The sequence below is a fragment of the Pseudomonas sp. GW823-FHT06B06 genome (assembly GCF_058795195.1).
This window is the reverse complement of record NZ_JBXAHO010000005.1, coordinates 1-24,227: the sequence shown is the minus strand read 5'-3', so window position 1 is coordinate 24,227 and position 24,227 is coordinate 1. Positions and strand designations below refer to the sequence as shown.

The window sequence follows — 24,227 nt, the reverse complement described above, 5'->3', positions numbered from 1 at the left end:
CCATTTTACGGATTTACGCGCACAAAAAAGCCCCTGATGTCAGCATCAGGGGCTTTTTCGTTACAGAAGATTAAGCTTCTGCTTGTACTTCGTCAGCCTGCATGCCTTTCTGGCCCTGCACAGCGATGAAGGTCACTTTCTGGCCTTCTTTCAGGCTCTTGAAACCGTTGCCCTGGATGGCGCGGAAATGCACGAACAGATCCGGACCGCTTTCAGGTGTGATAAAACCAAAACCTTTTTCGTCGTTAAACCACTTGACGGTACCGCTCTGACGTTGGGACATTTCTTATTTCCTTTGACGCAAAAAATTAATGACAGTCTCTTTCTCATGAAAGAGTACTGGGGCTGGTTGCAGGAGAGTAAGAAGACGTCGAACGGGATGTAGCTAACTTGTAGGCTACTGCCCAGGTCACGATTCCAAGCGACCCATGCAAACACAGTGAACAAACTCTACGCCAACTTCGGGAGAAAAAACAAGCCCCTTTGGAGGCCCCGGATTTGCTCAGGTTGCTGACACCACTGACAACTAGCGCGGGCGTATGCGTTGACGGTGTTCAGATGTTTTCGATCGTTATAAGCAAAGTTCATAATCGAAGCTAAGAGCCAAACGATGCACTATTTTATGGCGGTTGCGTTACACATTAGTGCAGTGTAAGCACAACCGCGTTACTTATAGGAACAGTCAATCAACCGCGATAGTAGCGTTGTGGAACAAATGGCATTTTGCTTACAAGCAAAGGCACCTTTTTCCCACGAACGATTGCCCATACCGGCGTATCGATGGCGGTGTAGGCGCTGTCCAGGTAACCCATGGCCAAAGGGCCACCCAAGGTCGGTCCAAAGCCGCCGCTGCAGACGCTGCCGATGATCTCGCCTGCTTCGTTGACGATTTCAGCACCTTCGCGCACAGGTGTGCGTTCCTGCGGTAGCAGGCCAACGCGCTTACGGGTAACACCGGTTTGTTGTTGTGCGAACACACTTTCTGCGCCAGGGAAGCCACCGGCGCGCGCGCCATCGGCACGACGCGGCTTGGAGATGGCCCATAACAGGCTGGCTTCGATCGGGCTGGTGTCGGTGTTCATGTCATGGCCGTACAGGCACAGGCCGGCTTCCAGGCGCAGGGAGTCGCGTGCGCCGAGGCCGATGGCCGCTACTTCAGGCTCGGCCAGCAAGGCCCGGGCCAGGGCTTCGGCGTTGGCGGCCGGTACCGAGATTTCGAAACCGTCTTCACCGGTGTAACCCGAGCGGCTGACAAAGCAGTCGACGCCCAGCAGTTTCACGGGGGCGAACTGCATGAAGGTCATCTTTGCCACTTCTGGCGCCAGACGTGCCAGTACGGTCACCGCGGCAGGACCTTGCAGGGCGAGCAGGGCGCGTTCTTCGAACAGGGGCTCGATGGTGCACTGGTCACCGATGTGCTTGCGCAGGTGGGCCAGGTCCTGGTCCTTGCAGGCGGCGTTGACCACCAAAAACAGTTCGTCGTTACCCAGGTTGGCGACCATCAGGTCGTCAAGGATGCCACCGGTCTCGTTGGTGAACATCGCGTAGCGCTGCATGCCCACCGGCAAGTCGACGATGTCCACTGGCACCAGAGTTTCCAGTGCCTTGGCGGCATTGGCGCCGGTCAGGCGAATCTGGCCCATGTGCGAGACATCGAACAGGCCGGCCTGCTCGCGGGTGTGCTGGTGTTCTTTCATCACGCCCAGCGGGTACTGCACCGGCATGTCATAGCCGGCGAACGGCACCATGCGCGCGCCCAATTCGACGTGCAGGGCGTGCAACGGCGTTTTCAACAGTTGTTCGGTGGACATATTCAGCTCCTGGAGAAGTGTGAAGATGAGCGCGCATCAGCACTCGATAATGTTGACCGCCAAACCGCCACGGGCGGTTTCCTTGTATTTGCTTTTCATGTCGGCGCCGGTTTGGCGCATGGTGCGGATGACCTTGTCGAGGGACACGAAGTGCTGCCCATCGCCGCGCATGGCCATGCGCACGGCATTGATGGCCTTGACCGAGCCCATGGCGTTGCGCTCGATGCAAGGCACTTGCACCAGCCCGCCAATCGGGTCGCAGGTCAGCCCGAGGTTATGTTCCATGCCGATTTCCGCAGCGTTTTCCACTTGCTGCACGGTGCCGCCAAGCACCTCGCAAAGGGCTCCCGCCGCCATTGAACAGGCCACACCGACTTCGCCCTGGCAGCCGACTTCGGCGCCCGAGATCGAGGCATTTTCCTTGTACAGAATGCCAATGGCCGCGGCTGTCAGCAGAAAGCGCACCACCCCGTCATCGTTCGCGCCGGGGATGAAGCGCATGTAGTAATGCAGTACCGCCGGGATGATCCCGGCCGCGCCGTTGGTCGGAGCAGTTACCACGCGTCCGCCGTTGGCGTTTTCTTCGTTGACCGCCAGGGCGTACAAGTTGACCCAGTCCAGTACCGACAGCGGATCGCGCAGTGACGATTCGGGGTTCTTGCACAATTGCCGATGCAGCGCGGCTGCCCGGCGCTTGACCTTCAGGCCTCCGGGCAGGATGCCTTCGTTGCGGCAACCGGCGGCGACGCAGTCCTGCATCACTTGCCAGATCTTCAGCAGGCCGGCGCGGGTTTCCGCTTCCGGGCGCCAGGCGCTTTCGTTGGTCAGCATCACCTGGCTGATGGACAAGCCGTAGGTGGTGCAGTGACCCAGCAGGTCCTTGGCGCTTTTGAACGGGAAGGTCAGGGGGGTAGCGTCTTCGACGATACGGTCGGCGCCGGCAGCGTCTTCATCGACGACAAAACCACCGCCGACCGAATAGTACTCGCGGCTGCGGATTTGCAAACCCGCGGTGTCGAAGGCGCGAAAGATCATGCCGTTGGGGTGATAAGCCAAGGGCTTGCGAATCATCGCCAGGTGTTCTTTCTCATTGAACGCAATGCTGTGTTCGCCGAGCAGGTTCAAACGACCATTGCCGCGAATTTCGTGCAGGCGAGCGGCGACGGTTTCGGTATCCACGGTGTCCGGGTGTTCGCCTTCCAGGCCGAGCAACACAGCCTTGTCGCTGCCGTGGCCTTTACCGGTGGCGCCGAGTGAGCCGTACAGCTCGACTTTGACGCAAGCGGTCGCGGTGAGCAGCCCTTCACGGCGCAAACCTTCGGCGAAACGTGCGGCTGCGCGCATCGGGCCGACGGTGTGGGAGCTGGAGGGGCCAATGCCAATCTTGAACAGGTCGAACACGCTTAACGACATGGTTGTTCTCCGGTTTCTTGTTATAGGCGTTTCACGGGAGATGCTTTGTGTAGGAGCTGCCGCAGGCTGCGATCTTTTGATCTTGTTTTTTTCAAGATCAAGATCAAAAGATCGCAGCCTGCGGCAGCTCCTACAGGGGGTGTGGTGTGCTTGATAGGGGCGAGTAAACCCGCCCCCTGTTGGTTTAAGCGTAGCTTTCGATCGACGGGCAGGCGCAGACCAGGTTGCGATCGCCGAAGACGTTGTCGACACGACCGACCGGCGGCCAGTACTTGCCTTCGATCAGCGAGGCAACCGGATAAACCGCCTGCTCACGGCTATACGGATGCGACCACTCGCCGACCAACTCCGCCGCGGTGTGCGGGGCGTTTTTCAGTGGGTTGTCGTCCTTGTCCAGGGTGCCGTTTTCCACCGCGCGGATTTCTTCGCGGATGCGGATCATGGCGTCGCAGAAGCGGTCCAGTTCTTCCTTGGATTCGCTTTCGGTCGGCTCGATCATCAGGGTGCCGGCCACCGGGAAGGACATGGTCGGGGCATGGAAGCCGAAGTCGATCAGGCGCTTGGCCACGTCGTCGACGCTGATGCCGCTGCTGTCTTTCAGCGGGCGCAGGTCGAGGATGCATTCGTGCGCCACCAGGCCGTTGCTGCCGGTGTACAGCACCGGGTAGTGCTCTTCCAGGCGACGGGAGATGTAGTTGGCGTTGAGGATCGCCAGCTGCGAGGCGCGCTTGAGGCCGGCGCCGCCCATCATGCGGATGTACATCCAGGTGATCGGCAAAATGCTCGCGCTGCCGAACGGCGCGGCGCACACCGCGCCTTCCTTGCGCGCCATGTGCGCGTGGCCTGGCAGGAATGGCGCCAGGTGCGATTTCACACCAATCGGGCCGACGCCCGGGCCGCCACCGCCGTGGGGAATGCAGAAGGTCTTGTGCAGGTTCAGGTGCGAGACGTCGCCGCCGAACTTGCCCGGGGCGCAGAGGCCGACCATGGCGTTCATGTTGGCGCCGTCGATGTACACCTGGCCGCCGTGCTCGTGGATGATGCCGCAGATTTCGCGGATGCCTTCCTCGAACACGCCGTGGGTCGACGGGTAGGTGATCATCAGCGCGGCGAGGTGCTCGCGGTGCTCGATGGCCTTGGCGCGCAGGTCTTCGATGTCGACGTTGCCGCGGGCGTCGCAGGCGGTGACCACCACGCGCATGCCGGCCATCTGTGCGGTGGCCGGGTTGGTGCCGTGGGCCGAGGACGGGATCAGGCAGATGTCGCGACGGTCTTCGCCACGGCTCTGGTGGTAGGCGCGAATCGCCAGCAGGCCGGCGTATTCACCCTGGGAACCGGCGTTCGGCTGCAGCGAGATCGAGTCGTAGCCGGTGGCGGCGCAGAGCATCGCTTCCAGTTCATCGGTCAGTTGCTGGTAGCCGGCGCTTTGTGCGGCCGGGGCGAACGGGTGCAGGGCGCCGAATTCGGCCCAGGTCACCGGGATCATTTCGCTGGCGGCGTTGAGTTTCATGGTGCACGAACCCAGCGGGATCATGGTGCGGTCCAGCGCCAGGTCCTTGTCCGCCAGCTTGCGCAGGTAGCGCATCAGCTCGGTTTCCGAGTGGTAGCGGTTGAACACCGGGTGGCTGAGGATCGGCGACTGGCGCAGCAGCGCGGCCGGGAGGGTCGCTTGCGTGGCGGCGGCGAGGGCGGCGAAGTCCGGCAGGGCCTGGCCCGCGGCGAACAGCGCCCACAGGGTTTCGACGTCAGCCTGGGTGCTGGTTTCATCCAGGGACAGGCCCAGACGTTCAGCGTCGACCACGCGCAGGTTGATCTGCTGGGCGTGGGCCTGCTCGTGCAGTTTTGCGGTGTTGGCGCCGGTGTTCAGGGTCAGGGTGTCGAAGAAGTGTTCTTGCTCGACGTTCAGACCGATCGCTTTCAGGCCTTGGGCCAGGATCGCGGTCAACTGGTGCACACGCTGGGCGATCTGCGTCAGGCCCTGCGGACCGTGGTACACGGCGTACATGCTGGCGATGTTGGCCAGCAGCACCTGGGCGGTGCAGATGTTGGACGTGGCCTTCTCGCGGCGGATGTGCTGCTCGCGGGTCTGCATCGCCAGGCGCAGGGCCGGCTTGCCGAAACGGTCCACCGAGACGCCGACCAGACGGCCGGGCATGTCGCGCTTGAACGCATCCTTGGTGGAGAAGTACGCCGCGTGCGGGCCACCGAAGCCCAGCGGCACGCCGAAGCGCTGCGCGCTGCCAATGGCCACGTCGGCACCGAATTCGCCCGGCGGGGTCAGCAGGGTCAGGGCCAGCAGGTCGGCGGCCACCGCCACCAGGGCGTTGGCGGCGTGCAGGCGCTCGGTCAGTTCGCGGTAGTCGAACACGTCACCGTTGCTCGCCGGGTACTGCAGCAGGGCCCCGAAGAACGGCGACACGTCGCTCAGTTCGCGCTCGTCACCGACCACCACCTCGATGCCCAGCGGTTCGGCACGGGTGCGCAGCACGTCGAGGGTCTGCGGGTGGCAATGCACGGAGGCGAAGAACTGGTGGCTGCCCTTGTTCTTGCTCAGGCGCTTGCAGAAGGTCATGGCTTCGGCGGCGGCGGTGGCTTCGTCGAGCAGGGAGGCGTTGGCGATCGGCAGGCCGGTGAGGTCGCTGATCAGGGTCTGGAAGTTCAGCAGGGCTTCAAGGCGACCCTGGGAAATTTCCGGCTGGTAGGGGGTGTAGGCGGTGTACCAGGCCGGGTTTTCCAGGAGGTTGCGCAGGATCGGCGACGGCGTGTGGGTGCCGTAGTAGCCCTGGCCGATGAAGGTCTTGAACAGCTGGTTCTTGCCGGCGATGCCTTTGATCATCGCCAGGGCGTCGGCTTCGCTCAGGCCGTCTTCCAGGCCGAGCACGCTGGTGCCCTTGATGCTGTCGGGAATGACGCTGGCGCTCAGGGCTTCGAGGGAGTCGAAGCCGAGGGTGTTGAGCATGGCCTGCTCGTCACCGGCGCGGGGGCCGATGTGGCGGGCGATGAATTCATTGGCGGTGCTGAGATTGATAGTCATGGCAGGCTCCTCAGGCTTCGGCTTGGGCTTTGATCAGGCGGTCGTAAGCGTCCTGATCCAGCAGTTGGCCGACAGCGGTAGCGTCAGCGGGCTGGAAACGGAAGAACCAGCCTTCGCCCAGCGGATCTTCGTTGACCAGCTCAGGGCTGGCGTCCAGCGCCGGGTTCACTTCCAGCACTTCTCCGTCCAGTGGCATGTACACGCCGCTGGCGGCTTTTACCGATTCCACGGTGGCGGCTTCAGCGCCTTTGTCGTAGGACTGCAACTCTGGCAGTTGTACGAAAACCACGTCGCCCAGAGCGTTCTGCGCGAAAGCGGTGATGCCGACTGTGACAGTGCCGTCAGCTTCGGTGCGCAGCCATTCGTGATCTTCAGTAAAACGCAACTCGCTCATGGAAACTCCTAAGGGGGGCCAGACTCGTCTGGTGGACGCGATTGAATGCTTGGGCAATGCCCTGGTTTATGGGGGCTTACTAAGCAAAAAGGCGGCCAATGTTGTTTTATTGTTATAAATCAACAAGTTAAGATTATATTGGGTCAAGCTGAGTTCGCAGGCTGTAGCGAAATCGCTACGGCCGCAGCAGGAGAAAAAAGCTGAAGTGGATCAAAGCCTTGCGCAGGGCTGGTTGCAGAGAGGTGTAGCGAAATCGTTCCGCTGTAGCGCTTTCAGTACAGGTGAAGGTCGCTTTTGAATCGATCGTTCCCACGCTCTGCGTGGGAATGCCTCTTGTGACGCTCTGCGTCACGCTTTGGGACGCAGAGCGTCCCGGGCTGCATTCCCACGCGGAGCGTGGGAACGATCAACATTGCTACGGCTTGTTGGGAATCCCGTACTTGCGCAATCGATGAGCGATGGCGGTATGAGACGTTTGCAGGCGGCTGGCCAGTTGGCGGGTCGAGGGGTAGCTGACGTAGAGTTTTTCCAGCAGGTTTTTCTCGAATTCATCCATGGCCTGCTCCAGGCTGTCGATATCCTGATCGCTCTGGCGTGCCACCGAGGTGCCAGCGATGTCGAGGTCGCCAATGTCCACCAGGCTGCTTTCACAAATGGCCGCTGCACGGAAAATCACGTTTTGCAGTTGCCGCACGTTGCCCGGCCAGCGGTTGCCGAGCAGCGCCGGGTAAGTGCCCGGCGCCAGGCGACAGACCGGGCGCTGGATCTGTGCGCAAGCCTGCTGCATGAAATAGCGGGCCAGGAGCAGGATGTCCTGGCCGCGTTCGCGCAGGGGCGGAACTTCGACATTGAGTACGTTGAGGCGGTAAAACAGGTCTTCGCGGAACAAGCCTTCGCTGACCATTTTCTCCAGGTCGCGGTGGGTCGCGCTGAGGATTCGCACGTTGACCTTGACCTCGCGATCGCCACCCACCCGACGGAAGCTGCCATCGTTGAGGAATCGCAGCAGCTTGGCCTGCAAGTACGGTGACATTTCGCCGATTTCGTCGAGAAACACCGTGCCCTGGTTGGCCAGTTCCATCAGCCCCGGCTTGCCGCCCCGTTGTGCCCCGGTAAAGGCGCCGGGGGCGTAGCCGAACAGTTCGCTTTCGGCGAGGTTCTCCGGCAGTGCCGCGCAATTCAATGCCAGGAACGGTGCGTTGTGGCGGGCGCTGATGGCATGGCAAGCACGCGCCACCAGTTCTTTGCCGGTGCCGGTTTCGCCCTGGATCAACAGCGGCGCATCGAGTGCCGCCACCCGCTGCGCGCGAACCTTGAGCGTGCGAATGACCGGCGATTCGCCCAGCAACGCATCGAAGCCTTCAGCGTGATCATGGTGCAATGCCGACAGGCGCTCACCGATGCGATTGGGTTGATACAGGGTCAACAGGGCGCCAGCGTCGGTGATCGGCGTGGCGTCGAGCAACAAGGTCTGGCCGTTGACGGTGATCTCTCGCAACGGCAGGCGAAATCCGTGTTCGAGTAACGCATCGAGCAGCGCCGGGTCGGCAAACAGGTCGGCGACACTTTCTCCGGCCGGCTCGCGACCGTACAGGGCAATCAACGCCGGGTTGGCCAGCAACACCTTGCCGGCGCTGTCCAGCGCCAGCACCGGGTCGGTCATCGCCGCGAGCAGCGCATCGAGCTGCAGGTGCCGACGCTGGCCGGGAAGAATGTCGACTACGGTCATCGCCTGCACGCCCCGCACGCTCAGCAATGCATCGCGCAACTCTTCGAGCACTTCGGGGCTCAGGGTCGGCGCGTCGATGTAGACGTTGGGTGGAACCATTTCCACCGCATCCAGGTTGAGGTTACGTCCACCGAGCAAGGCCAGGACTTCCTGGGTGATGCCGACGCGATCGATGAAGCTGACGTGGATGCGCATGGTGCGGTTTCGGGTTCTGGGGTGCGAAGGGTGGCAAGTATGCCTTGGGGCGGGCTAATGGTGAAATCCTGCGTGGAGTTCAATGCCGGGGGTTAGACCCTTGTGGGAGCGAGCCTGCTCGCGAAGGCGTCGTGTCAGTCAACGAGGATGGCGACTGACACAGCGCTTTCGCGAGCAGGCCCGCTCCCACAGTGGTTTGGGTTGAGCACAGAACGTGTGTTCGGGTTACTCGAAGTGTTCGGGGTTTACCGGATCACCGGATTTCATATTCAACTGCTGCCGGATGTCTTCGAACATCAAGTCGTAGTGCTTGTGGATCGAGCCGATCTGGCTGTGTGCCTTCGGAATCCCGTACTTCTCGGCAATTCTCGTCACATCCCTGGCGAAGTTGTAGGCCTCCTCCTTGGGCAGGAAGAAGGGCTCTGACATGTCCTTGCCTTGAATGTTGCCATGCATGGTGAACAGGATGCCTTTTTCACCTTTGTCATTGGTGCTGACTTCATAGTCGAGGTGCACGTTGTAACTGACATCGTCCGGTGTCAGCGCATGACGCTCGATGTGCAAGTGACCTGGCTGAAACTGTGCCATGGGCGTCTCTCCTTACAAGTAAGTAATGCCAGGTGTCGCTGTGCTGATGCGTGTGCCAGCCTTGCCCTGGACGATCGCCTCGATGTCCGCCAGAGAGCCGATCACCGCGACTTTTCCAGTATGGCGTGCGAACTCGCAGGCTGCCTGCACCTTCGGTCCCATGGAGCCAGCGGCGAAGCCGAGCTTTTCCATTTCGTCGGGGTGCGCCTGGGCGATGGCTTTCTGCGTCGGTTTACCGAAATCGATAAAGGCGGCGTTGACGTCGGTGGCGATCACCAACAGATCGGCTTCCAGCTGTTCGGCCAACAGCGCCGAGCACAGGTCTTTGTCGATCACAGCTTCCACGCCCTCAAGTTTGCCGGGTGCGGTGTACATGGTGGGGATGCCGCCACCGCCGGCACAGATCACGATGCTGCCTTTTTCCAGCAGCCATTTGATCGGGCGGATTTCGAAGATACGCTTGGGTTTGGGGCTGGCGACCACGCGGCGGAATTTGTCGCCGTCGGGGGCGATGGCCCAGCCTTTTTCGGCAGCCAGTTTTTCTGCCTCGGCCTTGGCGTACACCGGGCCGATGGGTTTGCTGGGTTTCTGGAAGGCCGGGTCGTTGGCATCGACTTCGACCTGGGTCAGCAAGGTGGCGAAGGGCACCTCGAAGTCCAGCAGGTTGCCCAGCTCCTGTTCGATGATGTAGCCGATCATGCCCTCGGTTTCGGCGCCGAGGACGTCCAGCGGGTAAGGCGACACCGAGGTGTAGGCGGCCGCTTGCAGCGATAGCAGGCCGACTTGCGGGCCATTGCCGTGGGCGATGACCAGTTGGTTGCCGGGATGGATCTTGGCGATCTGCTCGGTGGCGATCCGGATATTGGCGCGCTGGTTGTCCGCGGTCATGGGTTCACCCCGGCGGAGCAGGGCGTTACCGCCCAGAGCAACGACGATACGCATGGTGCATGTCCTTTCAGTTTGATCGTTCCCACGGTCCCCGTGGGAATGCATCCCGTGACGCTCCGCGTCACATCGGACGCGGAGCGTCCGTGGCGGCATTCCCACGCAGAGCGTGGGAACGATCGGATGGAGGGGGCTTCAGTCCTTACAGATCCGCCAGTGTCGACACCAGAATCGCCTTGATCGTGTGCATGCGGTTCTCCGCTTGCTCGAAAGCGATGCAGGCCGGCGACTCGAACACGTCATCGGTCACTTCGATGCCGTTCTTCAGGTGCGGGTACTGCTCGGCAATCTGTTTGCCGACTTTGGTGTCGCTGTTGTGGAAGGCCGGCAGGCAGTGCATGAACTTGGTGCGCGGGTTGCCGGTGGCTTTCATCAGCTCGGCATTCACCTGATACGGCAGCAATTGCTGGATGCGTTCGGCCCAGGCTTCAACCGGCTCGCCCATAGAGACCCAGACGTCGGTGTGGATGAAGTCCACGCCCTTGACCGCCGCTTTCGGGTCTTCGGTGAGAGTGATGCGCGCGCCGCTTTCCTCTCCGTATTTTTTGCAGCGTGCCACCAGGTCGTCCGCCGGCCACAGGGCTTTCGGCGCGCAGATGCGCACGTCCATGCCCAGCTTGGCGCCGATCAGCAGCAGCGAGTTGCCCATGTTGTTACGCGCATCCCCAAGGTAGGCATAGCTGATTTCGTGGATCGGCTTGTCGGCGTGTTCACGCATGGTCAGCACGTCGGCGATCATTTGTGTCGGGTGATATTCATCGGTCAGGCCGTTGAATACAGGCACGCCGGCAAACTTGGCCAGCTCCTCGACGATTTCCTGTTTGAAGCCACGGTACTCGATGGCGTCATACATGCGCCCGAGCACGCGGGCGGTGTCCTTCATGCTTTCCTTGTGGCCGATCTGCGAGGAGTTCGGGTCGATGTAGGTGACATTGGCACCCTGGTCATAGGCGGCGACTTCGAACGCACAGCGGGTGCGGGTCGAGGTTTTTTCGAAGATCAGCGCGATGTTGTTGCCCTTGAGGTGTTGCTGTTCGGTGCCGGTGTATTTGGCCCGTTTCAGGTCGCGGGACAGGTCGAGCAGGTAGCGCAATTCGCGAGGGGTGTGGTGTTCCAGGCTCAGCAGATTGCGGTTATGGATATTGAACGCCATTTTGGATCTCCTAAGGTGTCGGTTATCCCGTTGGCCCGCGCTCGGTCAGTGCGGGCCAAGGCTGATAGGTTAGTAGTCGATCGGATCGCGGATGATCGGGCAGGTCATGCAATGGCCGCCGCCGCGACCGCGTCCCAGTTCGCCTGCGCTGATGGTGATGACTTCCACACCGGCCTTGCGCAGCAGGGTGTTGGTGTAGGTGTTGCGGTCGTAGCCGATGACCACACCGGGCTCCACGGCGACCACGTTGTTGCCGTCGTCCCATTGCTCGCGTTCGGCGGCGAAACTGTTGCCGCCGGTTTCGACGACGCGCAGGGCCTTGAGGTTGAGTGCCTTGGCCACGGTGTCGAGGAAGTTGGTTTCTTCGCGGCGGATATCGATGCCGCCCGGCTTGCTCTCATCGGGTCGCAGGGTGAAGGCGACAATCTGGTTCACCACTTCCGGGAAGATGGTCACCACATCGCGGTCGCAGAAGCTGAACACGGTGTCCAGGTGCATCGCCGCGCGGGATTTAGGTAGGCCGGCGACGATGACTTTTTCCACGGCCTTGTGCTTGAACAGACTGACCGCCAGTTGGCCGATGGCTTGGCGGGACGAGCGTTCGCCCATGCCGATCAGGACCACGCCGTTGCCGATCGGCATCACATCGCCGCCTTCCAGCGTGGAACTGCCATGGTCCTTGTCCGGGTCGCCGTACCAGATCTGGAATTCAGCGTTGGTGAATTGCGGATGGAATTTGTAGATGGCGGTGGTCAGCAGGGTTTCCTGGCGACGTGCCGGCCAGTACATCGGGTTGAGCGTGACGCCACCGTAGATCCAGCACGTGGTATCGCGGGTGAACTGGGTGTTGGGGAGCGGCGGCAGGATGAAGCTGGAGTGGCCGAGGAATTCGCGGAACATCTGAATGGTCTTGCCGCCAAAACTGTCCGGCAGGTCATCGGCCGAGACACCACCGATCAGGAACTCGGCGATCTTGCGCGGTTCCAGGCTGCGCAGCCACGAGCCGGTTTCATTGATCAGGCCCAGGCCCACCGAATCGGCGGTGATCTTGCGCTCGAGAATCCAGTCCAGCGCTTCGGGGATGGCGACGATGTCGGTCAGCAGGTTGTGCATCTCCAGTACATCGACATTTCGTTCACGCATTTTGGTGACGAAATCGAAATGGTCGCGCTTGGCCTGTGCCACCCACAGCACATCATCGAACAGCAATTCGTCGCAGTTGTTCGGGGTCAGGCGCTGATGGGCGAGCCCTGGGGAGCAAACCATGACTTTGCGCAGTTTGCCGGCTTCGGAATGGACGCCGTACTTAACTTTTTCCGTGGTCATTTCAGTGAACCTCCAGATGGCAAATCAGTCGTGTTACAGGGTCAGGAAGCCGTCGTAGAGACCGTAGGCCGCCACCAGGGCGCCGACGACCACCGCGGCGAAAATCAGCTTCTCGACGTTGGTGAAAACCGGTTTCTTGAGTTCCAGCTTGGCCTTGGCGAACAGGATCACGCCGGGTGCATAGAGCAGGGCCGAGAGCAGCAGGTATTTCATGCCACCGGCGTACAGCAGCCAGACCGCATAGATCAGGGCCACGGCACCAATGAACAGATCCTTCTGACGCTCGCCCGCCGCGCCTTCGTAGGTTTCGCCGCGCACCGCCAACAACAGGGCGTACGCCGCCGACCACAGGTAAGGCACCAGGATCATCGAAGTGGCGAGGTAGATCAGCGACAGGTAGGTGCTGGCCGAAAACAACGTGATGACCAGGAATATCTGGACCATGGCATTGGTCAGCCACAGGGCGTTGACCGGTACCTGGTTGGCGTTTTCCTTGCGCAGGAACGCCGGCATGGTGTGGTCCTTGGCGGCGGCGAACATGATCTCCGCGCACAGCAGTACCCACGACAGCAGTGCTCCGAGCAACGAGATGATCAGGCCGACGCTGATCAGCACCGCCCCCCACGGACCGACCACGTGTTCCAGCACGGCGGCCATCGACGGGTTCTGCAGCTTGGCCAGCTCCGGTTGGGTCAGGATGCCCAGCGACAGCACGTTCACCAGTACCAGGATCAGCAGCACAGTGATAAACCCGATCACCGTGGCCTTACCCACATCACTGCGTTTTTCCGCCCGGGCCGAGAAAATGCTCGCGCCCTCGATGCCGATGAACACCCACACGGTGACCAGCATCATGTTGCGCACCTGGTTCATCACGCTGCCAAGGTCCGGATTCTTCAGGCCCCAGATGTCGGCGGTGAAGATCTCCAGCTTGAAGGCGAAAATCGTAATCAGCACAAACAGTATCAGCGGTACGATCTTGGCGATCGTGGTCACCAGGTTGATGAATGCCGCTTCCTTGATTCCCCGCAGTACCAGCCAATGCACGGCCCACAGCAACACGGACGCACCGACCACGGCGGCGACGGTATTGCCCTCGCCGAACACCGGGAAGAAGTAACCCAGGGTGCTGAATAACAGGACGAAGTAACCAACGTTGCCCAGCCAGGCACTGATCCAGTAACCCCAGGCCGAAGAGAAACCCATGTAGTCGCCGAAACCGGCCTTGGCGTAGGCGTAGACCCCGCCATCCAGGTCGGGCTTGCGATTGGCCAGGGTCTGGAAGACAAAGGCCAGGGTGAGCATGCCCACTGCGGTGATCGCCCAGCCAATCAGAATGGCGCCGACATCGGCACTGGCCGCCATGTTTTGCGGCAGGGAAAAGATGCCGCCACCAATCATCGAGCCGACGACCAGGGCAATCAGCGCGCCGAGTTTCAGTTTTCCGGGAGTTTCAGACATTGCATGACTCCATTGCAGGAGAAGAGAGGCAACAGACTAGGTCCGACCGCCATTGAGTGGACTGACTCAGATCAGTGCAGGTCGACATTCCATTGTGAATAACCAAAAGATCGCTCATACAAAGCTAATGCCTGTAATGCTTGTCCCAGAGGCTTCGTTGAATTTTTGTTGAAACTTTTTCGCATTCCTTGCGCCTTATGAAGCTAGCCCTTTTTTGCCAATCCGCAAATTTTCGCGAAGAGTTCTCAGAACGGAATTGGCTTATCAACAAAGTTGTATAAAGCAAAAAAATATATCGATGCCTATTGGGTTTTATCTGGCACTTGGATGGGCGTTTGTTGGCGTTATCCAATAAACGTCATTACGCTTCATCCATTTAGTTAACGCAGGTTATGTGACGATCTTGCGGCAATGGCCGCCCCTGGCAACTGGAGACGCCGCCATGTCGCAATCGACGCAAAAGCTTCGCCTGAGCGCACTGATCGCCCTGGTCGTCGGATCGATGATTGGCGGCGGGATCTTTTCCCTGCCGCAGAACATGGCGGCCAAGGCCGATGCGGGGGCGATCCTGATCGGCTGGGCCATCACCGCCGTGGGCATGCTGACCCTGGCCTTCGTGTTCCAGACCCTGGCCAATCGCAAGCCGGAACTGGACTCGGGGGTGTACGCCTACGCCAAGGCCGGTTTCGGCGACTACATGGGATTCTCGTCGGCCTGGGGTTACTGGATCAGTGCCTGGCTGGGCAACGTCGGCTATTTCGTGCTGCTGTTCAGCACCCTGGGGTTTTTCTTTCCGGTGTTCGGCGAAGGCAACACCCCGACCGCCATCGCCTGTGCGTCTTTGCTGCTGTGGACGGTGCATTTCATAGTGATGCGCGGGATCAAGGAAGCCGCTTTCATCAACCTGTTGACGACCGTGGCCAAGATCGTGCCGCTGATCATGTTCATCGTGATCGCCGCCGTGGCGTTCAAGGCGGATATCTTCACCCGGGACATCTGGGGCCGCAGCAACCCGAGTTTCGGTAGCGTGATGGACCAGGTGCGCAACATGATGCTCGTCACCGTGTTCGTGTTCATCGGCATCGAGGGGGCCAGTGTCTACTCGGCGCGGGCGGAGAAACGTTCGGATGTGGGCCGGGCCACGGTCATCGGTTTTGTCGGGGTGTTGGCACTACTGGTATTGGTCAACGTGCTGTCGCTGGGGATCCTCAGTCAGCCGGAACTGGCCACCTTGCAGAACCCGTCGTTGGCCTCGGTGCTGGAGCATATCGTCGGCCCGTGGGGCGCGTTGCTGATAAGCATCGGCCTGGGGATCTCACTGCTGGGCGCGTTGCTGTCCTGGGCGTTGCTGTGTGCAGAGATCCTGTTCGCCACGGCCAAGGACAAGACCATGCCGGCATTCCTGACCAAGGAAAACGCCAACCATGTGCCGGTCAATGCGCTGTGGCTGACCAACGTGATGATTCAGCTGTTTCTGCTGATCACCCTGTTTTCCGCCGGCACCTACACCAGCCTGATCTACCTCGCTTCATCGATGATCCTGGTGCCCTATCTGTGGTCGGCGGCTTATGCGGTGCTGCTGAGCGGGCGCGGTGAAACCTATGAGCACGCCTCTGCCGAACGCACCAAGGACCTGCTGATCGGCGGCATCGCCCTGAGCTATGCCGTGTGGTTGCTGTATGCCGGCGGCGTGAAGTACCTGCTGCTCTCGGCCTTGCTCTATGCGCCCGGCGTGATCCTGTTCGCCAAGGCCAGGCATGAACAGGGCAAACCGCTGTTCACCACCCTCGAGAAGGGCATATTTACCTGTGTCATCAGCGCTGCCGGACTGGCGGCGTATGCGCTGTACAGCGGAGTGCTCAGCCTGTGAAGTTACTGCTGGCGTTCCAGGCGCCCTACGACTGGCCCGCGATGGTGGGGTTCCTGTCGGCGCGGGCGATCACTGGAATGGAAGAAGTGGTCGGCGACGTCTACTCACGCAGCATCGGCTTGAACGGGGTCCACGGCACGCTCGCTGTCGGGCCTGCGACGGCGGACTCACTGGAACTGACGTTGGACTTTCCCGATGCCAACGCAGTGCCCGAGATCGTCGCCAGGCTGCGGCGGATGTTTGATCTGGATGCCGACCTGATCAGCATTCATCGGCACCTGTCTGTTGATCCTCTGCTGGCACCGCTGATCGCAGAGCGCCCAGGACTGCGCGTGCCGGGGACGTGGGATGGTTTGGAACTGGCGATTCGTGCGGTGTTGGGGCAGCAGATTACCGTCGGCGCGGCTATCAAGCTGGCGGGAAAACTGGTGGCGCAATACGGCGTGCCCTTGAGCTCGCCGCGCGGTGGCCTGACCCATGTGTTTCCCGAAGCGGCGGTGCTGGCGGCGGCGGACCTTGCGACATTGGGGATGCCGAAAAGCCGAGGCCGTACGTTGTCGGGCGTGGCCCAGGCGGTGATCGATGATCCCCTGTTGTTTGAACCCGGTCGGCACGGCGGGGTGGCGCGGTTGCTGGCGTTGTACGGCATCGGCGACTGGACGGCGCAGTACATTGCGTTGCGGCAGTTGCGGGAAATGGATGGGTTGCCGAATGGGGATGTGGGGTTGATCAATGCGTTGGCGGCATTGGAGGGTGGGGCGGTGACGGCTCGGCAGTTGTTGGAGAGGGCTGAGGGATGGCGGCCGTATCGGGGGTATGCGGCGCAGTTGTTGTGGAGTTCGTTGAGTCGGCCGGACTGAGGGTTGATTCATCCACGTGGCCTCCATGGACAGACCCTTTTGTAGGAAAAGGATTGTTTCTTTTGGAGAAACTTCTGAATCGTCTTTTTGACCCTGCCGTGAGGCTCGCAACGCTGTTAGCGTCCGCTGCATTATTTCTGAACACCCTTCCAAGGATAAGGAGTTTGAAATGAATGCACCCTTTCAGTTCTTGTGTGGCAATGCTGTTTCCCCAGAATACCTCCGCAGCCTGGACACCCCGCACTTCACTGAGCAGCACATTGCGCGATTCGATGAGGAAACCCAGGCGACTGTTCGCGAACAGCAGGCATACCTTGACGCTCATCCCGCCATCGCCATCTTCCGCTTTGCCACCGAGGGCAGCCATACCCGTAACGGCGGAGTGATCCAGCAAGGGACCGGACTGCAGTAGTTCAAGCTGGAAAATGGACAGTCGGTGCGTGGAGCGCGCAAAGGCGACTACGTCATGTATGTCGATGGCAGTACGGCGCAGATCATCACAGGCGCCGGGCAGGTTCACAATGATGTGGCGTTGGTCGGCAGCTTGCTCAGCAATGGCGACGAGATCATCAATACGCCGCAGGACGGCTTGGTGTTTGTTGCGCGCGAAAGGGAGTCGATGGTTAAGGATTTTCTTCCATCTATCGCGGACTGAGCGATCAAGTCTGGCGCTGCCCAAGGCTGTCTCAGTTCGGCGTTGCTTGAATGCTGACGCAACTGACGGTCGCAACCCCTCGTCGTAAACCTTCTGGACTCGACCGGAAGTCATGGAGAAGAAATTCAATGAGAGAAGGACATTTCATCGGTTTGAATGACCGAACCACCTGTGGCGGCACAGTTCTCGATGGTGACACCCGGATCATGATGTATGGCGTTGCCCATGCCTGTGATGGTGATCGAGTCACCTGTGGAAAGGACAGGAAGACGTATCGGATCGTCGGTGGCATCTCGTATATGACCAGTCTTGGAAGGCCCATGGCTGGCACGCTGGATAGCTACAGCAATTGCCCTTGTAAGGCCAGTCTTATCCCCACGGTACTCACGGCAACTTACACGAAAGCGGACGCTTCACCGCCGGTGTCCAGAAGAGCGGCTGAGCCAACTGCTTCAACTGCCAGCACCCAGCCAGCAGTGCCACGTCAATCCGGTTTCGCTCCTTCCAGTCATCCGGCACCAGCAACATTCAACAAAGCAGACCTACCGGAACCCGGCTTCTACGTTGTCCCCAACAGCATGACCCGCGAACAACTGGAAGCCACGCTTTTCCCCTCGCGCCAACACGCGACCATGAGCAAGTTCAAGGCGCTCAACCCTGATCGAAGCGACCTCAAAGCCGGTTCGATGATCGTGCTAAGCGATCCGAGCAACACTTCCTGCACCTACCAGGAAGCCCAGCTGATGCAAACCGCTCAACAGGTCAAGGCAGCCCTCGATCCCCTGACGCCAGCAGAAGCGGAGTTCATGTATCGCCACGGCGCCGAAATTGCCAGTTTTACCGGCGATACTTCGACCGTTCTCGGCGTCAGCGCAGCGGTAATGGAGAAGCACCTGATCCGCCTGCGCGACACCCTCCAGGGCATAGAGCGCCTGCATCAGGAAACCTATCGCCAGCATGGCAACCTGAGATCGAAGCCGTTTGTTGCCGAGCGCCAGCGTCTGCTCGCCCAGCTGGATGCCCACCTGCTGAACTCCACGCGCCTTCGTGGTGTGACCACCTTGGGTGATCACCCCAAATTGAAGACCGCCCTCGGCATTTCCAGTCGTAGCCTGGTGCACCACTGGGACAAGGCTGGGGCGCCGGGGCAGATTCCGGGTTATGCGACCCATGTGAATGCGGTCAGTCGGGCTGCCAAGTACATGAGCACCGGTGGTTACATCGGCATTGGTATTGGCGGGGTTTCTTCGCTGCTGGCTATTCAGGAAGTTTGTGCTGGGGATTCTGGTACGGCTTGTGAGAAGGTTAGATTTACTGAGGGTGGAAAATTCATCGGGTCCACCGTTGGTGGCATTGTGGGTGCAGAGTTAGGCAAATATGCCAGTGCGCCTGTCTGCCTGGCGCTTGGATACACTACAGGCATTGGGGGCGTTGTCTGCATTGCGACCTTGATAGGTGGTGGGGCATGGCTGGGTACGACCCGTGGTGGTGATGGAGGAGAGTTTTTAGGCGAAAAAATATACGAAGGCTCAACGCCATGATCGACATGTGGCCAACCTGGGTTTCCATAACTGTTGTTGGGGGACCATTCCTACTGGGGGTTGTGGGTATCGCGTACTCCCTATATTTAGGCCGTCATCTGGATGTGATGATGGGGGCCCTGAAGAACAGTCGCTATATCGCGATCTGGGGGCCGGGCCTGAGGACTCAGGGATGGTTTGGGTGCCTTATGCTGGTAGCAAAAATCGCCGGGATGGTAATGATGCCAAACGCATCAATCCGCAGTGGTGAACTGGACCCCGAGGATATTAAAAACTTCCCTCCTCATCTGAAGCGTCTACTAAAAATAAAAGCTGTCATGTTGGTTGGTAGTGGTGTTTGGCTGTTGATTGGATCTTTGCTGGTGAAATTCAGGTAAGAGGGCAGGCCATAACCGTCCCGCACACAAAAAATCTGACAATCTCGATTTTGGCGGTGTCGGGGCGAATTCCAGCCCCTGCGACTCAATGACCTGAATGCGACAGGATTTTTCGGCAAGAATGCGTTTTACTTCGTCAAAGATCCTTCGCAGAGGTAATGCTCATGCCCATCATCGAAAGCGACTGGAAGAAGTTCAAGGAACTGCGCAAGCTGGCGCTCGATCGTTTCTGCCAGGGTGTGTTGGCCGATGCCAAGACCATCACTGAGCATGGTGCGCTTTCGGCTCAAGCCAGGTATGGGATGCTTTATCGGCTGATGCGCGACCGGGATAAAGACATCGTCCGGACTTTCGATCCTTACAGTCGCTCTAGCGCACTGATGGCTTTGAGAATGATGGTCAGACACGACTTGCTGACCGATGCAGAGCTGTCGGTCCTCAGCGAAGCGGCGCGGGAAGAGATTGCTGACGTGGTTCGCCAGCCCTATGAGATTGAATGGGCAGATGAGATAGTGCAGCAGGACTGACAACCGCTATCACCCGCCTTCTACCAGAGAACCAGGATGTTGATCTTCAATTGCACCGAAGCCGCCAGCAACTTTTTCAGTCGTGTGCACAAAGGCAAGAAAATCTCCCCGGTGGGTAAACCACCATCGCCCATTATTGAGGACGATGCGCCTGATGCGTCAGCCGAACAGTGGCTGGTCCACGCGATTACCGTTCAACGCAAGCACGTGCTGTTCGTCATCCATGTGCAAACCCGGTACTGCATGATTTTCGCGCACGCGAAAAAAGCCGATTTGGAAGGCTTTGTCGATCGTTTTGCCGAGCGTTGGATAAACGGCCTGGTCCGCCATGCGGGCCAGCACGACATCCTTCAATGGGTCGATGACGAGCCGATGATGGAGCGTTTCCAGGAGAGTTGCCGCGAGCAGGTGTTTTACAAACGCGGCCATCGCGGAGCGCAAAAACACCTCAATGAGATTTCCTGGGTATTCGAGGATTGCGCCGCCGAATGGGGCACGTTGCCCCCGGATGAATTCGCGGCTGGCCGCTTCGACAGTGATATGAATGACACCCTGAGAGGGAGTAAAGGCCACAAGGACTATTACCACCCTGATGAGGAAATGATCGTTCATTGGCTACGCCGCTACGCTGGCCTTGACGAGTCTCGCATTCAAGCCGCCCGTGAGCGGCGCATGGAGGTGAAGCGGGAGATATGGGCGCTGGAGGATCGACTTCGGCAAGCGCTCGAGCCATTGCAGTAATGCAGACATGGACGGAGGGTTGATCCTTGCATCGGCAAGTTACCTCGCTACAGAGTTCGATTACTCGGGAATCAGCCGTGTGACCTTCTTGTAAAGCGAAGCGGTGAATTCCTCACTGTCGCTCGAATGATGACAACGACGATGGCAGTTCGGGCAGAGTGCTACGGCGTTGGTGACTTGATCCGAGCCTTTTTCGGCGAGGGGCTTAACGTGGTGGACTTCCAGATAAGGCAACCCAAGTTTTTGAAACGGAGCAGGTTCGCCACAGCCATCGCAATGACCTTCGGCTTCATTTCGCACCCACGCTCGCACCTCGGGATCACGCACATAGACTGTGCCAGAGCTTGCTGCTCGTTTCGGTTTTTTAATACCTTTTGGCGGCTCCTTGATCTTTTGCTTTTGAAGCGCAGCAGCACGTCGCTCTAGCGTTTGTTCATCAGCTGTCGGAGCGGTGGGGTCGCCGGGCTGAACGCCTCGTTCGGTGAGCGCTGCCCGAATTAACTGCTCAACATTCGAACCAACGTTCTTGGCAGGCTTATACCCCTTGATGAATTCTCGATCCATCTTCATCAGTACCGTAGAGATGTTCTGCATCCGGAATTCGACGGAGCCTTTGGTGCGGGTGGGTAAGGCCGCTTCGCGTAGAGCAAGATTTTCTACAGTCTTCACGAATTTCTGACCGCTTAGCTCTAGCGCGAGCATTTTTAGATAGGCATCCACCGCGGCCCTGATCTCTGAAACGCTCCAGTCGCTGTCTTTTATCGTTTCGCTCATAGAATCGCCGAGAGTTGAAAACCCTCGGACGATACTGAGTGGCCACTACGGCTGTCTACGAATTTTCCTACAAGAAATAGCGGCGTTTCTTACAGAAGATCCTACCGGCGCATTATCTAGCCCATCGAATGGAGTTTTCCTAATCCATAAAAAAGCCCCCGAACAAGTCGAGGGCTTTCAGATGTTCGATTTGCCGATTCAAGTCGTCAAATCGTGGCTAGCTTGGAAATCAATCCCAGCTAAGCGCCCCACCAGTCTGATACTCAATAACTCGAGTCTCAAAGAAATTCTTCTCTTTCTTCAAGTCCATGATCTCGCTCATCCAAGGGAACGGGTTAGTCGTCCCTGGGTATTCTTCCTTCAGACCGATCTGCGACAGGCGACGGTTAGCGATGAACTTGAGGTAGTCCTCCATCATCGCCGCGTTCATGCCTAGCACGCCGCGAGGCATGGTGTCGCGGGCGTATTCGATTTCCAGTTGGGTGCCTTGCAGGATCATCTGCGAAGCTTCTTCCTTCATTTCGGCGTCCCACAGGTGTGGGTTTTCGATTTTGATCTGGTTGATCACGTCGATGCCGAAGTTCAGGTGCATGGATTCGTCGCGCAGGATGTACTGGAACTGCTCGGCGACGCCGGTCATTTTGTTGCGGCGGCCCATGGAGAGGATCTGGGTGAAGCCGCAGTAGAAGAAGATGCCTTCCAGGACGCAGTAGTAGGCGATCAGGTTGCGCAGCAGCTCTTTGTCGGTTTCGACGGTGCCGGTTTCGAACTTCGGATCGGAGATCGAACGGGTGTATTTCAGGCCCCAGGTGGCTTTTTTCGCGACCGATGGGATCTCGTGGTACATGTTGAAGATTTCGCCTTCATCCATGGCCAGCGATTCGATGCAGTACTGGTAGGCGTGGGTGTGGATCGCCTCTTCGAAGGCCTGGCGCAGGATGTACTGGCGGCATTCCGGGTTGGTGATCAGGCGGTACACGGCCAGGACCAGGTTGTTGGCAACCAGGGAGTCTGCGGTGGAGAAGAAGCCGAGGTTACGCATCACGATGCGGCGCTCGTCGTCGGTCAGGCCTTCTGGGTTTTTCCAGAGGGCGATGTCGGCGGTCATGTTGACTTCTTGCGGCATCCAGTGGTTTGCGCAGCCGTCCAGGTACTTCTGCCAGGCCCAGTCGTACTTGAAGGGTACGAGCTGGTTGAGGTCGGCACGGCAGTTGATCATGCGCTTTTCATCGACAGCGACACGGGCGGAGGCGCCTTCGAGTTCGGCGAGGCCTTCGGCGACGTCGAGGGAATCCAGGGCAGCCTTGGCGCGGGCGACGGCAGCGGAGTCCGCAGCGGTCACGGCGCGAGCTTCCAGGGCGGCGGCACCGCCGGCGCTGTCGAGACGGTCCATGTTGGCTTCGGTGGCGTGGCCGGCGTTGGCGCTCTTGGCTACAACTTCCGTGTCTTCTTTGTCGAATTCGTCCCAGCTCAGCATGACGTGTCGTCTCCTGCGTGAGGGCCAGTGTGCCCGTGTGAAAATGGATGGGTTGGTTTTTTCACACGGCGGTGCTGGCCGCGTTGGATATCGTTTTTTGCAGCGGTGCTACGCAGGCAAATAAACATAATTTTGTACGGGGTTCCGAGAGCCACTGATGGGCGCAAATCAGCATCGAATGCCGTTGCGGGGCTTCAGACTGGCTATTCATCCCTGTAAGGGGATATTGCAGGCCCGTTTATGGCCGCATTATATGGAAATTTTCACGGTCGTGGTGGGGCGAATCCGCGCATGGCACGGTCGAGAGGGCGGGTTTTTCGGTCGGAGCGAGGGTTTACAGGGCTTTGGCGGGTGAAGATTTTTTTTCGTGAAAATGGCGAGGTATCGGTTTTGTTCAAAAAGTAAGCAGAAAATGGCCTTTTTCACTACATCTTGTGTTTGTGGGCGTTTTTTGACCAGTCCAGACACAACTGAGCCCGACGTTAGCCGGGCTGGAATCGACCTTCAGCACGCGGCTGAGTGGGCCGGATTCGGCGCAGTCAATCAGCCGCTGGAGCAGCCGTTACCCATGACGCTGTAACGCAGGATATGGCGCTGGCCCTTGGAGTCGTCATATTCCATTTTCATCGGGACAACTTCGCATACATTGGGAACTTCGCTCATTGAAATAACTTTGGCGATGTCCAGGTGCATCGAGTAAGTGTAATCCTCGATGGCCGGTTGTTGCTGCGCGACATCAGTCTGGGCCTCGTCTGCCATGGCGGTTGCGCACAGACTGCTGAGGGCCAGTACCAATAAAGCTTTCATTTAATATTTACCTTTCTAAGGGCGAAGGGGGTCACGCAACCTTTTTGAGGTTGCGTGTGGAACTGCACTACTTGGATTTGGGTTAACTGCCTTCGTGGGGGCTGTAACTCGGTTAACTCAGTTTGCCGGGTTGGCGGAGCGAATTTTAGGCGCGGGGGTGGGATTCATATAGGCATGGTTTTGATAAACACCTTTGACGGATTTTGTAACAATCTCTGGATAGCCTTTGATAATGCGTGTTGTCTGGTGCCCCGCGGTGTTCTCGGGTTTTTCGCGAGCGGGCTCGCTCCTACAGGGGGTCCAGGTACACCCGTAACAGTCAGGTCTGCTTTAAGGCCGCCTCGGTTTGGCTTTTGATCTGGGTGCTCCGTTAACCACGATGGCCGAACGCAGGCATTGCGCAGTGGGGAAACCGGCAGGACGCCGGTTTAGCCGAGCTGGGCCAGGGAGGGCCCATCGCGGCGACCCACGGAGCAATGCCTTCGTTCTGGCATGCCGAGCCTAAGCGAGGCACCGAGTGGTGGGGCAAAGCCTTTTGCTTCCTTTTTG

General features: G+C 59.2%; 22 protein-coding genes. 8 read left to right on the top strand and 14 right to left on the bottom strand.

All coding sequences use genetic code 11. From position 1 onward, the window contains the following. Window positions 1-70: 70 nt before the first annotated feature. The 11 genes from AC1Q8Q_RS05930 to arcD (AC1Q8Q_RS05880) form a co-directional block, all read right to left on the bottom strand. Complete coding sequence (locus AC1Q8Q_RS05930) at window positions 71-283, bottom strand: cold-shock protein (RefSeq protein ID WP_007977299.1); 213 nt, start codon at window positions 281-283, stop codon at window positions 71-73. Window positions 284-686: 403 nt separating this feature from the next. After that, window positions 687-1,811: a glycine cleavage system aminomethyltransferase GcvT gene (gcvT, locus tag AC1Q8Q_RS05925; protein WP_033041496.1), complete on the bottom strand. Its 1,125-nt coding sequence runs from the start codon at window positions 1,809-1,811 to the stop codon at window positions 687-689. Window positions 1,812-1,847: 36 nt separating this feature from the next. Further along, complete coding sequence (locus AC1Q8Q_RS05920; RefSeq protein ID WP_020798448.1) at window positions 1,848-3,224, bottom strand: L-serine ammonia-lyase; 1,377 nt, start codon at window positions 3,222-3,224, stop codon at window positions 1,848-1,850. A gap of 184 nt (window positions 3,225-3,408) precedes the next feature. After that, on the bottom strand, window positions 3,409-6,258 hold the full coding sequence (gene gcvP, locus AC1Q8Q_RS05915) for an aminomethyl-transferring glycine dehydrogenase (RefSeq protein WP_454866263.1): 2,850 nt from the start codon (window positions 6,256-6,258) through the stop codon (window positions 3,409-3,411). A 10-nt stretch (window positions 6,259-6,268) separates the two neighbouring features. Next, a complete protein-coding gene (gcvH, locus tag AC1Q8Q_RS05910) occupies window positions 6,269-6,652 on the bottom strand; it encodes a glycine cleavage system protein GcvH (RefSeq protein ID WP_083349676.1) in 384 nt (127 codons plus the stop codon). Between the two features lie 415 nt (window positions 6,653-7,067). Beyond that, window positions 7,068-8,576, bottom strand: a complete 1,509-nt coding sequence (gene gcsR, locus AC1Q8Q_RS05905; RefSeq protein ID WP_492614885.1) for a transcriptional regulator GcsR — start codon at window positions 8,574-8,576, stop codon at window positions 7,068-7,070. Window positions 8,577-8,801: 225 nt separating this feature from the next. Then, window positions 8,802-9,164 carry a DUF5064 family protein gene (locus tag AC1Q8Q_RS05900; RefSeq protein ID WP_492614884.1) on the bottom strand — a complete coding sequence of 121 codons (363 nt, stop codon included), beginning with the start codon at window positions 9,162-9,164 and terminating at the stop codon, window positions 8,802-8,804. Between the two features lie 12 nt (window positions 9,165-9,176). Further along, a complete protein-coding gene (arcC, locus tag AC1Q8Q_RS05895; RefSeq protein WP_110755287.1) occupies window positions 9,177-10,106 on the bottom strand; it encodes a carbamate kinase in 930 nt (309 codons plus the stop codon). 145 nt (window positions 10,107-10,251) lie between these two features. Beyond that, window positions 10,252-11,262: an ornithine carbamoyltransferase gene (locus tag AC1Q8Q_RS05890; protein WP_020800264.1), complete on the bottom strand. Its 1,011-nt coding sequence runs from the start codon at window positions 11,260-11,262 to the stop codon at window positions 10,252-10,254. 69 nt (window positions 11,263-11,331) lie between these two features. Beyond that, a complete protein-coding gene (gene arcA / locus AC1Q8Q_RS05885) occupies window positions 11,332-12,588 on the bottom strand; it encodes an arginine deiminase (protein WP_020800265.1) in 1,257 nt (418 codons plus the stop codon). Between the two features lie 33 nt (window positions 12,589-12,621). Then, the gene (gene arcD, locus AC1Q8Q_RS05880) at window positions 12,622-14,049 is read right to left on the bottom strand and encodes an arginine-ornithine antiporter (RefSeq protein ID WP_168758850.1); all 1,428 of its coding nucleotides are present in this window, start codon (window positions 14,047-14,049) and stop codon (window positions 12,622-12,624) included. 442 nt (window positions 14,050-14,491) lie between these two features. Here arcD (AC1Q8Q_RS05880) and arcD (AC1Q8Q_RS05875) point away from each other — a divergent pair, with 442 nt between their 5' ends. The 8 genes from arcD (AC1Q8Q_RS05875) to AC1Q8Q_RS05840 all read left to right on the top strand — a co-directional run bounded on the left by arcD (AC1Q8Q_RS05875) (window position 14,492) and on the right by AC1Q8Q_RS05840 (window position 20,620). Beyond that, window positions 14,492-15,919, top strand: coding sequence for an arginine-ornithine antiporter (gene arcD / locus AC1Q8Q_RS05875; protein WP_168758849.1), 1,428 nt, complete (start codon window positions 14,492-14,494; stop codon window positions 15,917-15,919). Further along, window positions 15,916-16,779 carry a DNA-3-methyladenine glycosylase family protein gene (locus AC1Q8Q_RS05870; RefSeq protein ID WP_492614883.1) on the top strand — a complete coding sequence of 288 codons (864 nt, stop codon included), beginning with the start codon at window positions 15,916-15,918 and terminating at the stop codon, window positions 16,777-16,779. Before arcD (AC1Q8Q_RS05875) ends, AC1Q8Q_RS05870 begins: the two co-directional genes overlap by 4 nt. Window positions 16,780-16,948: 169 nt before the next feature. After that, entirely contained in the window at window positions 16,949-17,191 is a 243-nt protein-coding gene (locus tag AC1Q8Q_RS05865; RefSeq protein ID WP_240963510.1) for a hypothetical protein, read from the top strand. 54 nt (window positions 17,192-17,245) lie between these two features. Further along, window positions 17,246-17,434 carry a hypothetical protein gene (locus AC1Q8Q_RS05860; protein WP_240963509.1) on the top strand — a complete coding sequence of 63 codons (189 nt, stop codon included), beginning with the start codon at window positions 17,246-17,248 and terminating at the stop codon, window positions 17,432-17,434. 128 nt (window positions 17,435-17,562) lie between these two features. Then, entirely contained in the window at window positions 17,563-18,975 is a 1,413-nt protein-coding gene (locus AC1Q8Q_RS05855) for a PAAR domain-containing protein (RefSeq protein ID WP_492614918.1), read from the top strand. After that, the gene (locus AC1Q8Q_RS05850) at window positions 18,972-19,352 is read left to right on the top strand and encodes a hypothetical protein (protein WP_042955789.1); all 381 of its coding nucleotides are present in this window, start codon (window positions 18,972-18,974) and stop codon (window positions 19,350-19,352) included. The genes AC1Q8Q_RS05855 and AC1Q8Q_RS05850 overlap by 4 nt, the downstream gene beginning before the upstream one ends. Before the next feature lie 164 nt (window positions 19,353-19,516). Continuing rightward, window positions 19,517-19,879 carry a hypothetical protein gene (locus AC1Q8Q_RS05845; protein ID WP_020800273.1) on the top strand — a complete coding sequence of 121 codons (363 nt, stop codon included), beginning with the start codon at window positions 19,517-19,519 and terminating at the stop codon, window positions 19,877-19,879. Between the two features lie 36 nt (window positions 19,880-19,915). After that, window positions 19,916-20,620, top strand: coding sequence for a DUF6933 domain-containing protein (locus AC1Q8Q_RS05840; protein WP_168758847.1), 705 nt, complete (start codon window positions 19,916-19,918; stop codon window positions 20,618-20,620). 60 nt (window positions 20,621-20,680) lie between these two features. On the opposite strand, the gene AC1Q8Q_RS05835 is transcribed toward AC1Q8Q_RS05840, so the two are convergent. The 3 genes from AC1Q8Q_RS05835 to AC1Q8Q_RS05825 all read right to left on the bottom strand — a co-directional run bounded on the left by AC1Q8Q_RS05835 (window position 20,681) and on the right by AC1Q8Q_RS05825 (window position 23,678). After that, on the bottom strand, window positions 20,681-21,394 hold the full coding sequence (locus tag AC1Q8Q_RS05835) for an HNH endonuclease (protein ID WP_020800275.1): 714 nt from the start codon (window positions 21,392-21,394) through the stop codon (window positions 20,681-20,683). Between the two features lie 229 nt (window positions 21,395-21,623). After that, window positions 21,624-22,871, bottom strand: a complete 1,248-nt coding sequence (locus AC1Q8Q_RS05830) for a ribonucleotide-diphosphate reductase subunit beta (protein WP_150772443.1) — start codon at window positions 22,869-22,871, stop codon at window positions 21,624-21,626. Between the two features lie 543 nt (window positions 22,872-23,414). Further along, complete coding sequence (locus tag AC1Q8Q_RS05825) at window positions 23,415-23,678, bottom strand: DUF2790 domain-containing protein (RefSeq protein WP_008058016.1); 264 nt, start codon at window positions 23,676-23,678, stop codon at window positions 23,415-23,417. Window positions 23,679-24,227: the final 549 nt, after the last annotated feature.

What these genes read in the sequence shown, in the direction of transcription:
- AC1Q8Q_RS05850 (WP_042955789.1), top strand. Translation starts at nt 18,972, where the DNA reads ATGATCGACATGTGGCCAACCTGGGTTTCCATAACTGTTGTTGGGGGA.
- arcD (WP_168758850.1), bottom strand. Translation starts at nt 14,049, where the DNA reads ATGTCTGAAACTCCCGGAAAACTGAAACTCGGCGCGCTGATTGCCCTG.
- AC1Q8Q_RS05855 (WP_492614918.1), top strand. Translation starts at nt 17,563, where the DNA reads ATGAGAGAAGGACATTTCATCGGTTTGAATGACCGAACCACCTGTGGC.
- gcvT (WP_033041496.1), bottom strand. Translation starts at nt 1,811, where the DNA reads ATGTCCACCGAACAACTGTTGAAAACGCCGTTGCACGCCCTGCACGTC.
- arcD (WP_168758849.1), top strand. Translation starts at nt 14,492, where the DNA reads ATGTCGCAATCGACGCAAAAGCTTCGCCTGAGCGCACTGATCGCCCTG.
- AC1Q8Q_RS05930 (WP_007977299.1), bottom strand. Translation starts at nt 283, where the DNA reads ATGTCCCAACGTCAGAGCGGTACCGTCAAGTGGTTTAACGACGAAAAA.
- gcvH (WP_083349676.1), bottom strand. Translation starts at nt 6,652, where the DNA reads ATGAGCGAGTTGCGTTTTACTGAAGATCACGAATGGCTGCGCACCGAA.
- arcC (WP_110755287.1), bottom strand. Translation starts at nt 10,106, where the DNA reads ATGCGTATCGTCGTTGCTCTGGGCGGTAACGCCCTGCTCCGCCGGGGT.
- AC1Q8Q_RS05845 (WP_020800273.1), top strand. Translation starts at nt 19,517, where the DNA reads ATGCCCATCATCGAAAGCGACTGGAAGAAGTTCAAGGAACTGCGCAAG.
- AC1Q8Q_RS05840 (WP_168758847.1), top strand. Translation starts at nt 19,916, where the DNA reads ATGTTGATCTTCAATTGCACCGAAGCCGCCAGCAACTTTTTCAGTCGT.
- gcvP (WP_454866263.1), bottom strand. Translation starts at nt 6,258, where the DNA reads ATGACTATCAATCTCAGCACCGCCAATGAATTCATCGCCCGCCACATC.
- gcsR (WP_492614885.1), bottom strand. Translation starts at nt 8,576, where the DNA reads ATGCGCATCCACGTCAGCTTCATCGATCGCGTCGGCATCACCCAGGAA.
- AC1Q8Q_RS05890 (WP_020800264.1), bottom strand. Translation starts at nt 11,262, where the DNA reads ATGGCGTTCAATATCCATAACCGCAATCTGCTGAGCCTGGAACACCAC.
- AC1Q8Q_RS05835 (WP_020800275.1), bottom strand. Translation starts at nt 21,394, where the DNA reads ATGAGCGAAACGATAAAAGACAGCGACTGGAGCGTTTCAGAGATCAGG.
- AC1Q8Q_RS05830 (WP_150772443.1), bottom strand. Translation starts at nt 22,871, where the DNA reads ATGCTGAGCTGGGACGAATTCGACAAAGAAGACACGGAAGTTGTAGCC.
- AC1Q8Q_RS05825 (WP_008058016.1), bottom strand. Translation starts at nt 23,678, where the DNA reads ATGAAAGCTTTATTGGTACTGGCCCTCAGCAGTCTGTGCGCAACCGCC.
- AC1Q8Q_RS05860 (WP_240963509.1), top strand. Translation starts at nt 17,246, where the DNA reads ATGTATGTCGATGGCAGTACGGCGCAGATCATCACAGGCGCCGGGCAG.
- AC1Q8Q_RS05900 (WP_492614884.1), bottom strand. Translation starts at nt 9,164, where the DNA reads ATGGCACAGTTTCAGCCAGGTCACTTGCACATCGAGCGTCATGCGCTG.
- AC1Q8Q_RS05920 (WP_020798448.1), bottom strand. Translation starts at nt 3,224, where the DNA reads ATGTCGTTAAGCGTGTTCGACCTGTTCAAGATTGGCATTGGCCCCTCC.
- AC1Q8Q_RS05865 (WP_240963510.1), top strand. Translation starts at nt 16,949, where the DNA reads ATGAATGCACCCTTTCAGTTCTTGTGTGGCAATGCTGTTTCCCCAGAA.
- arcA (WP_020800265.1), bottom strand. Translation starts at nt 12,588, where the DNA reads ATGACCACGGAAAAAGTTAAGTACGGCGTCCATTCCGAAGCCGGCAAA.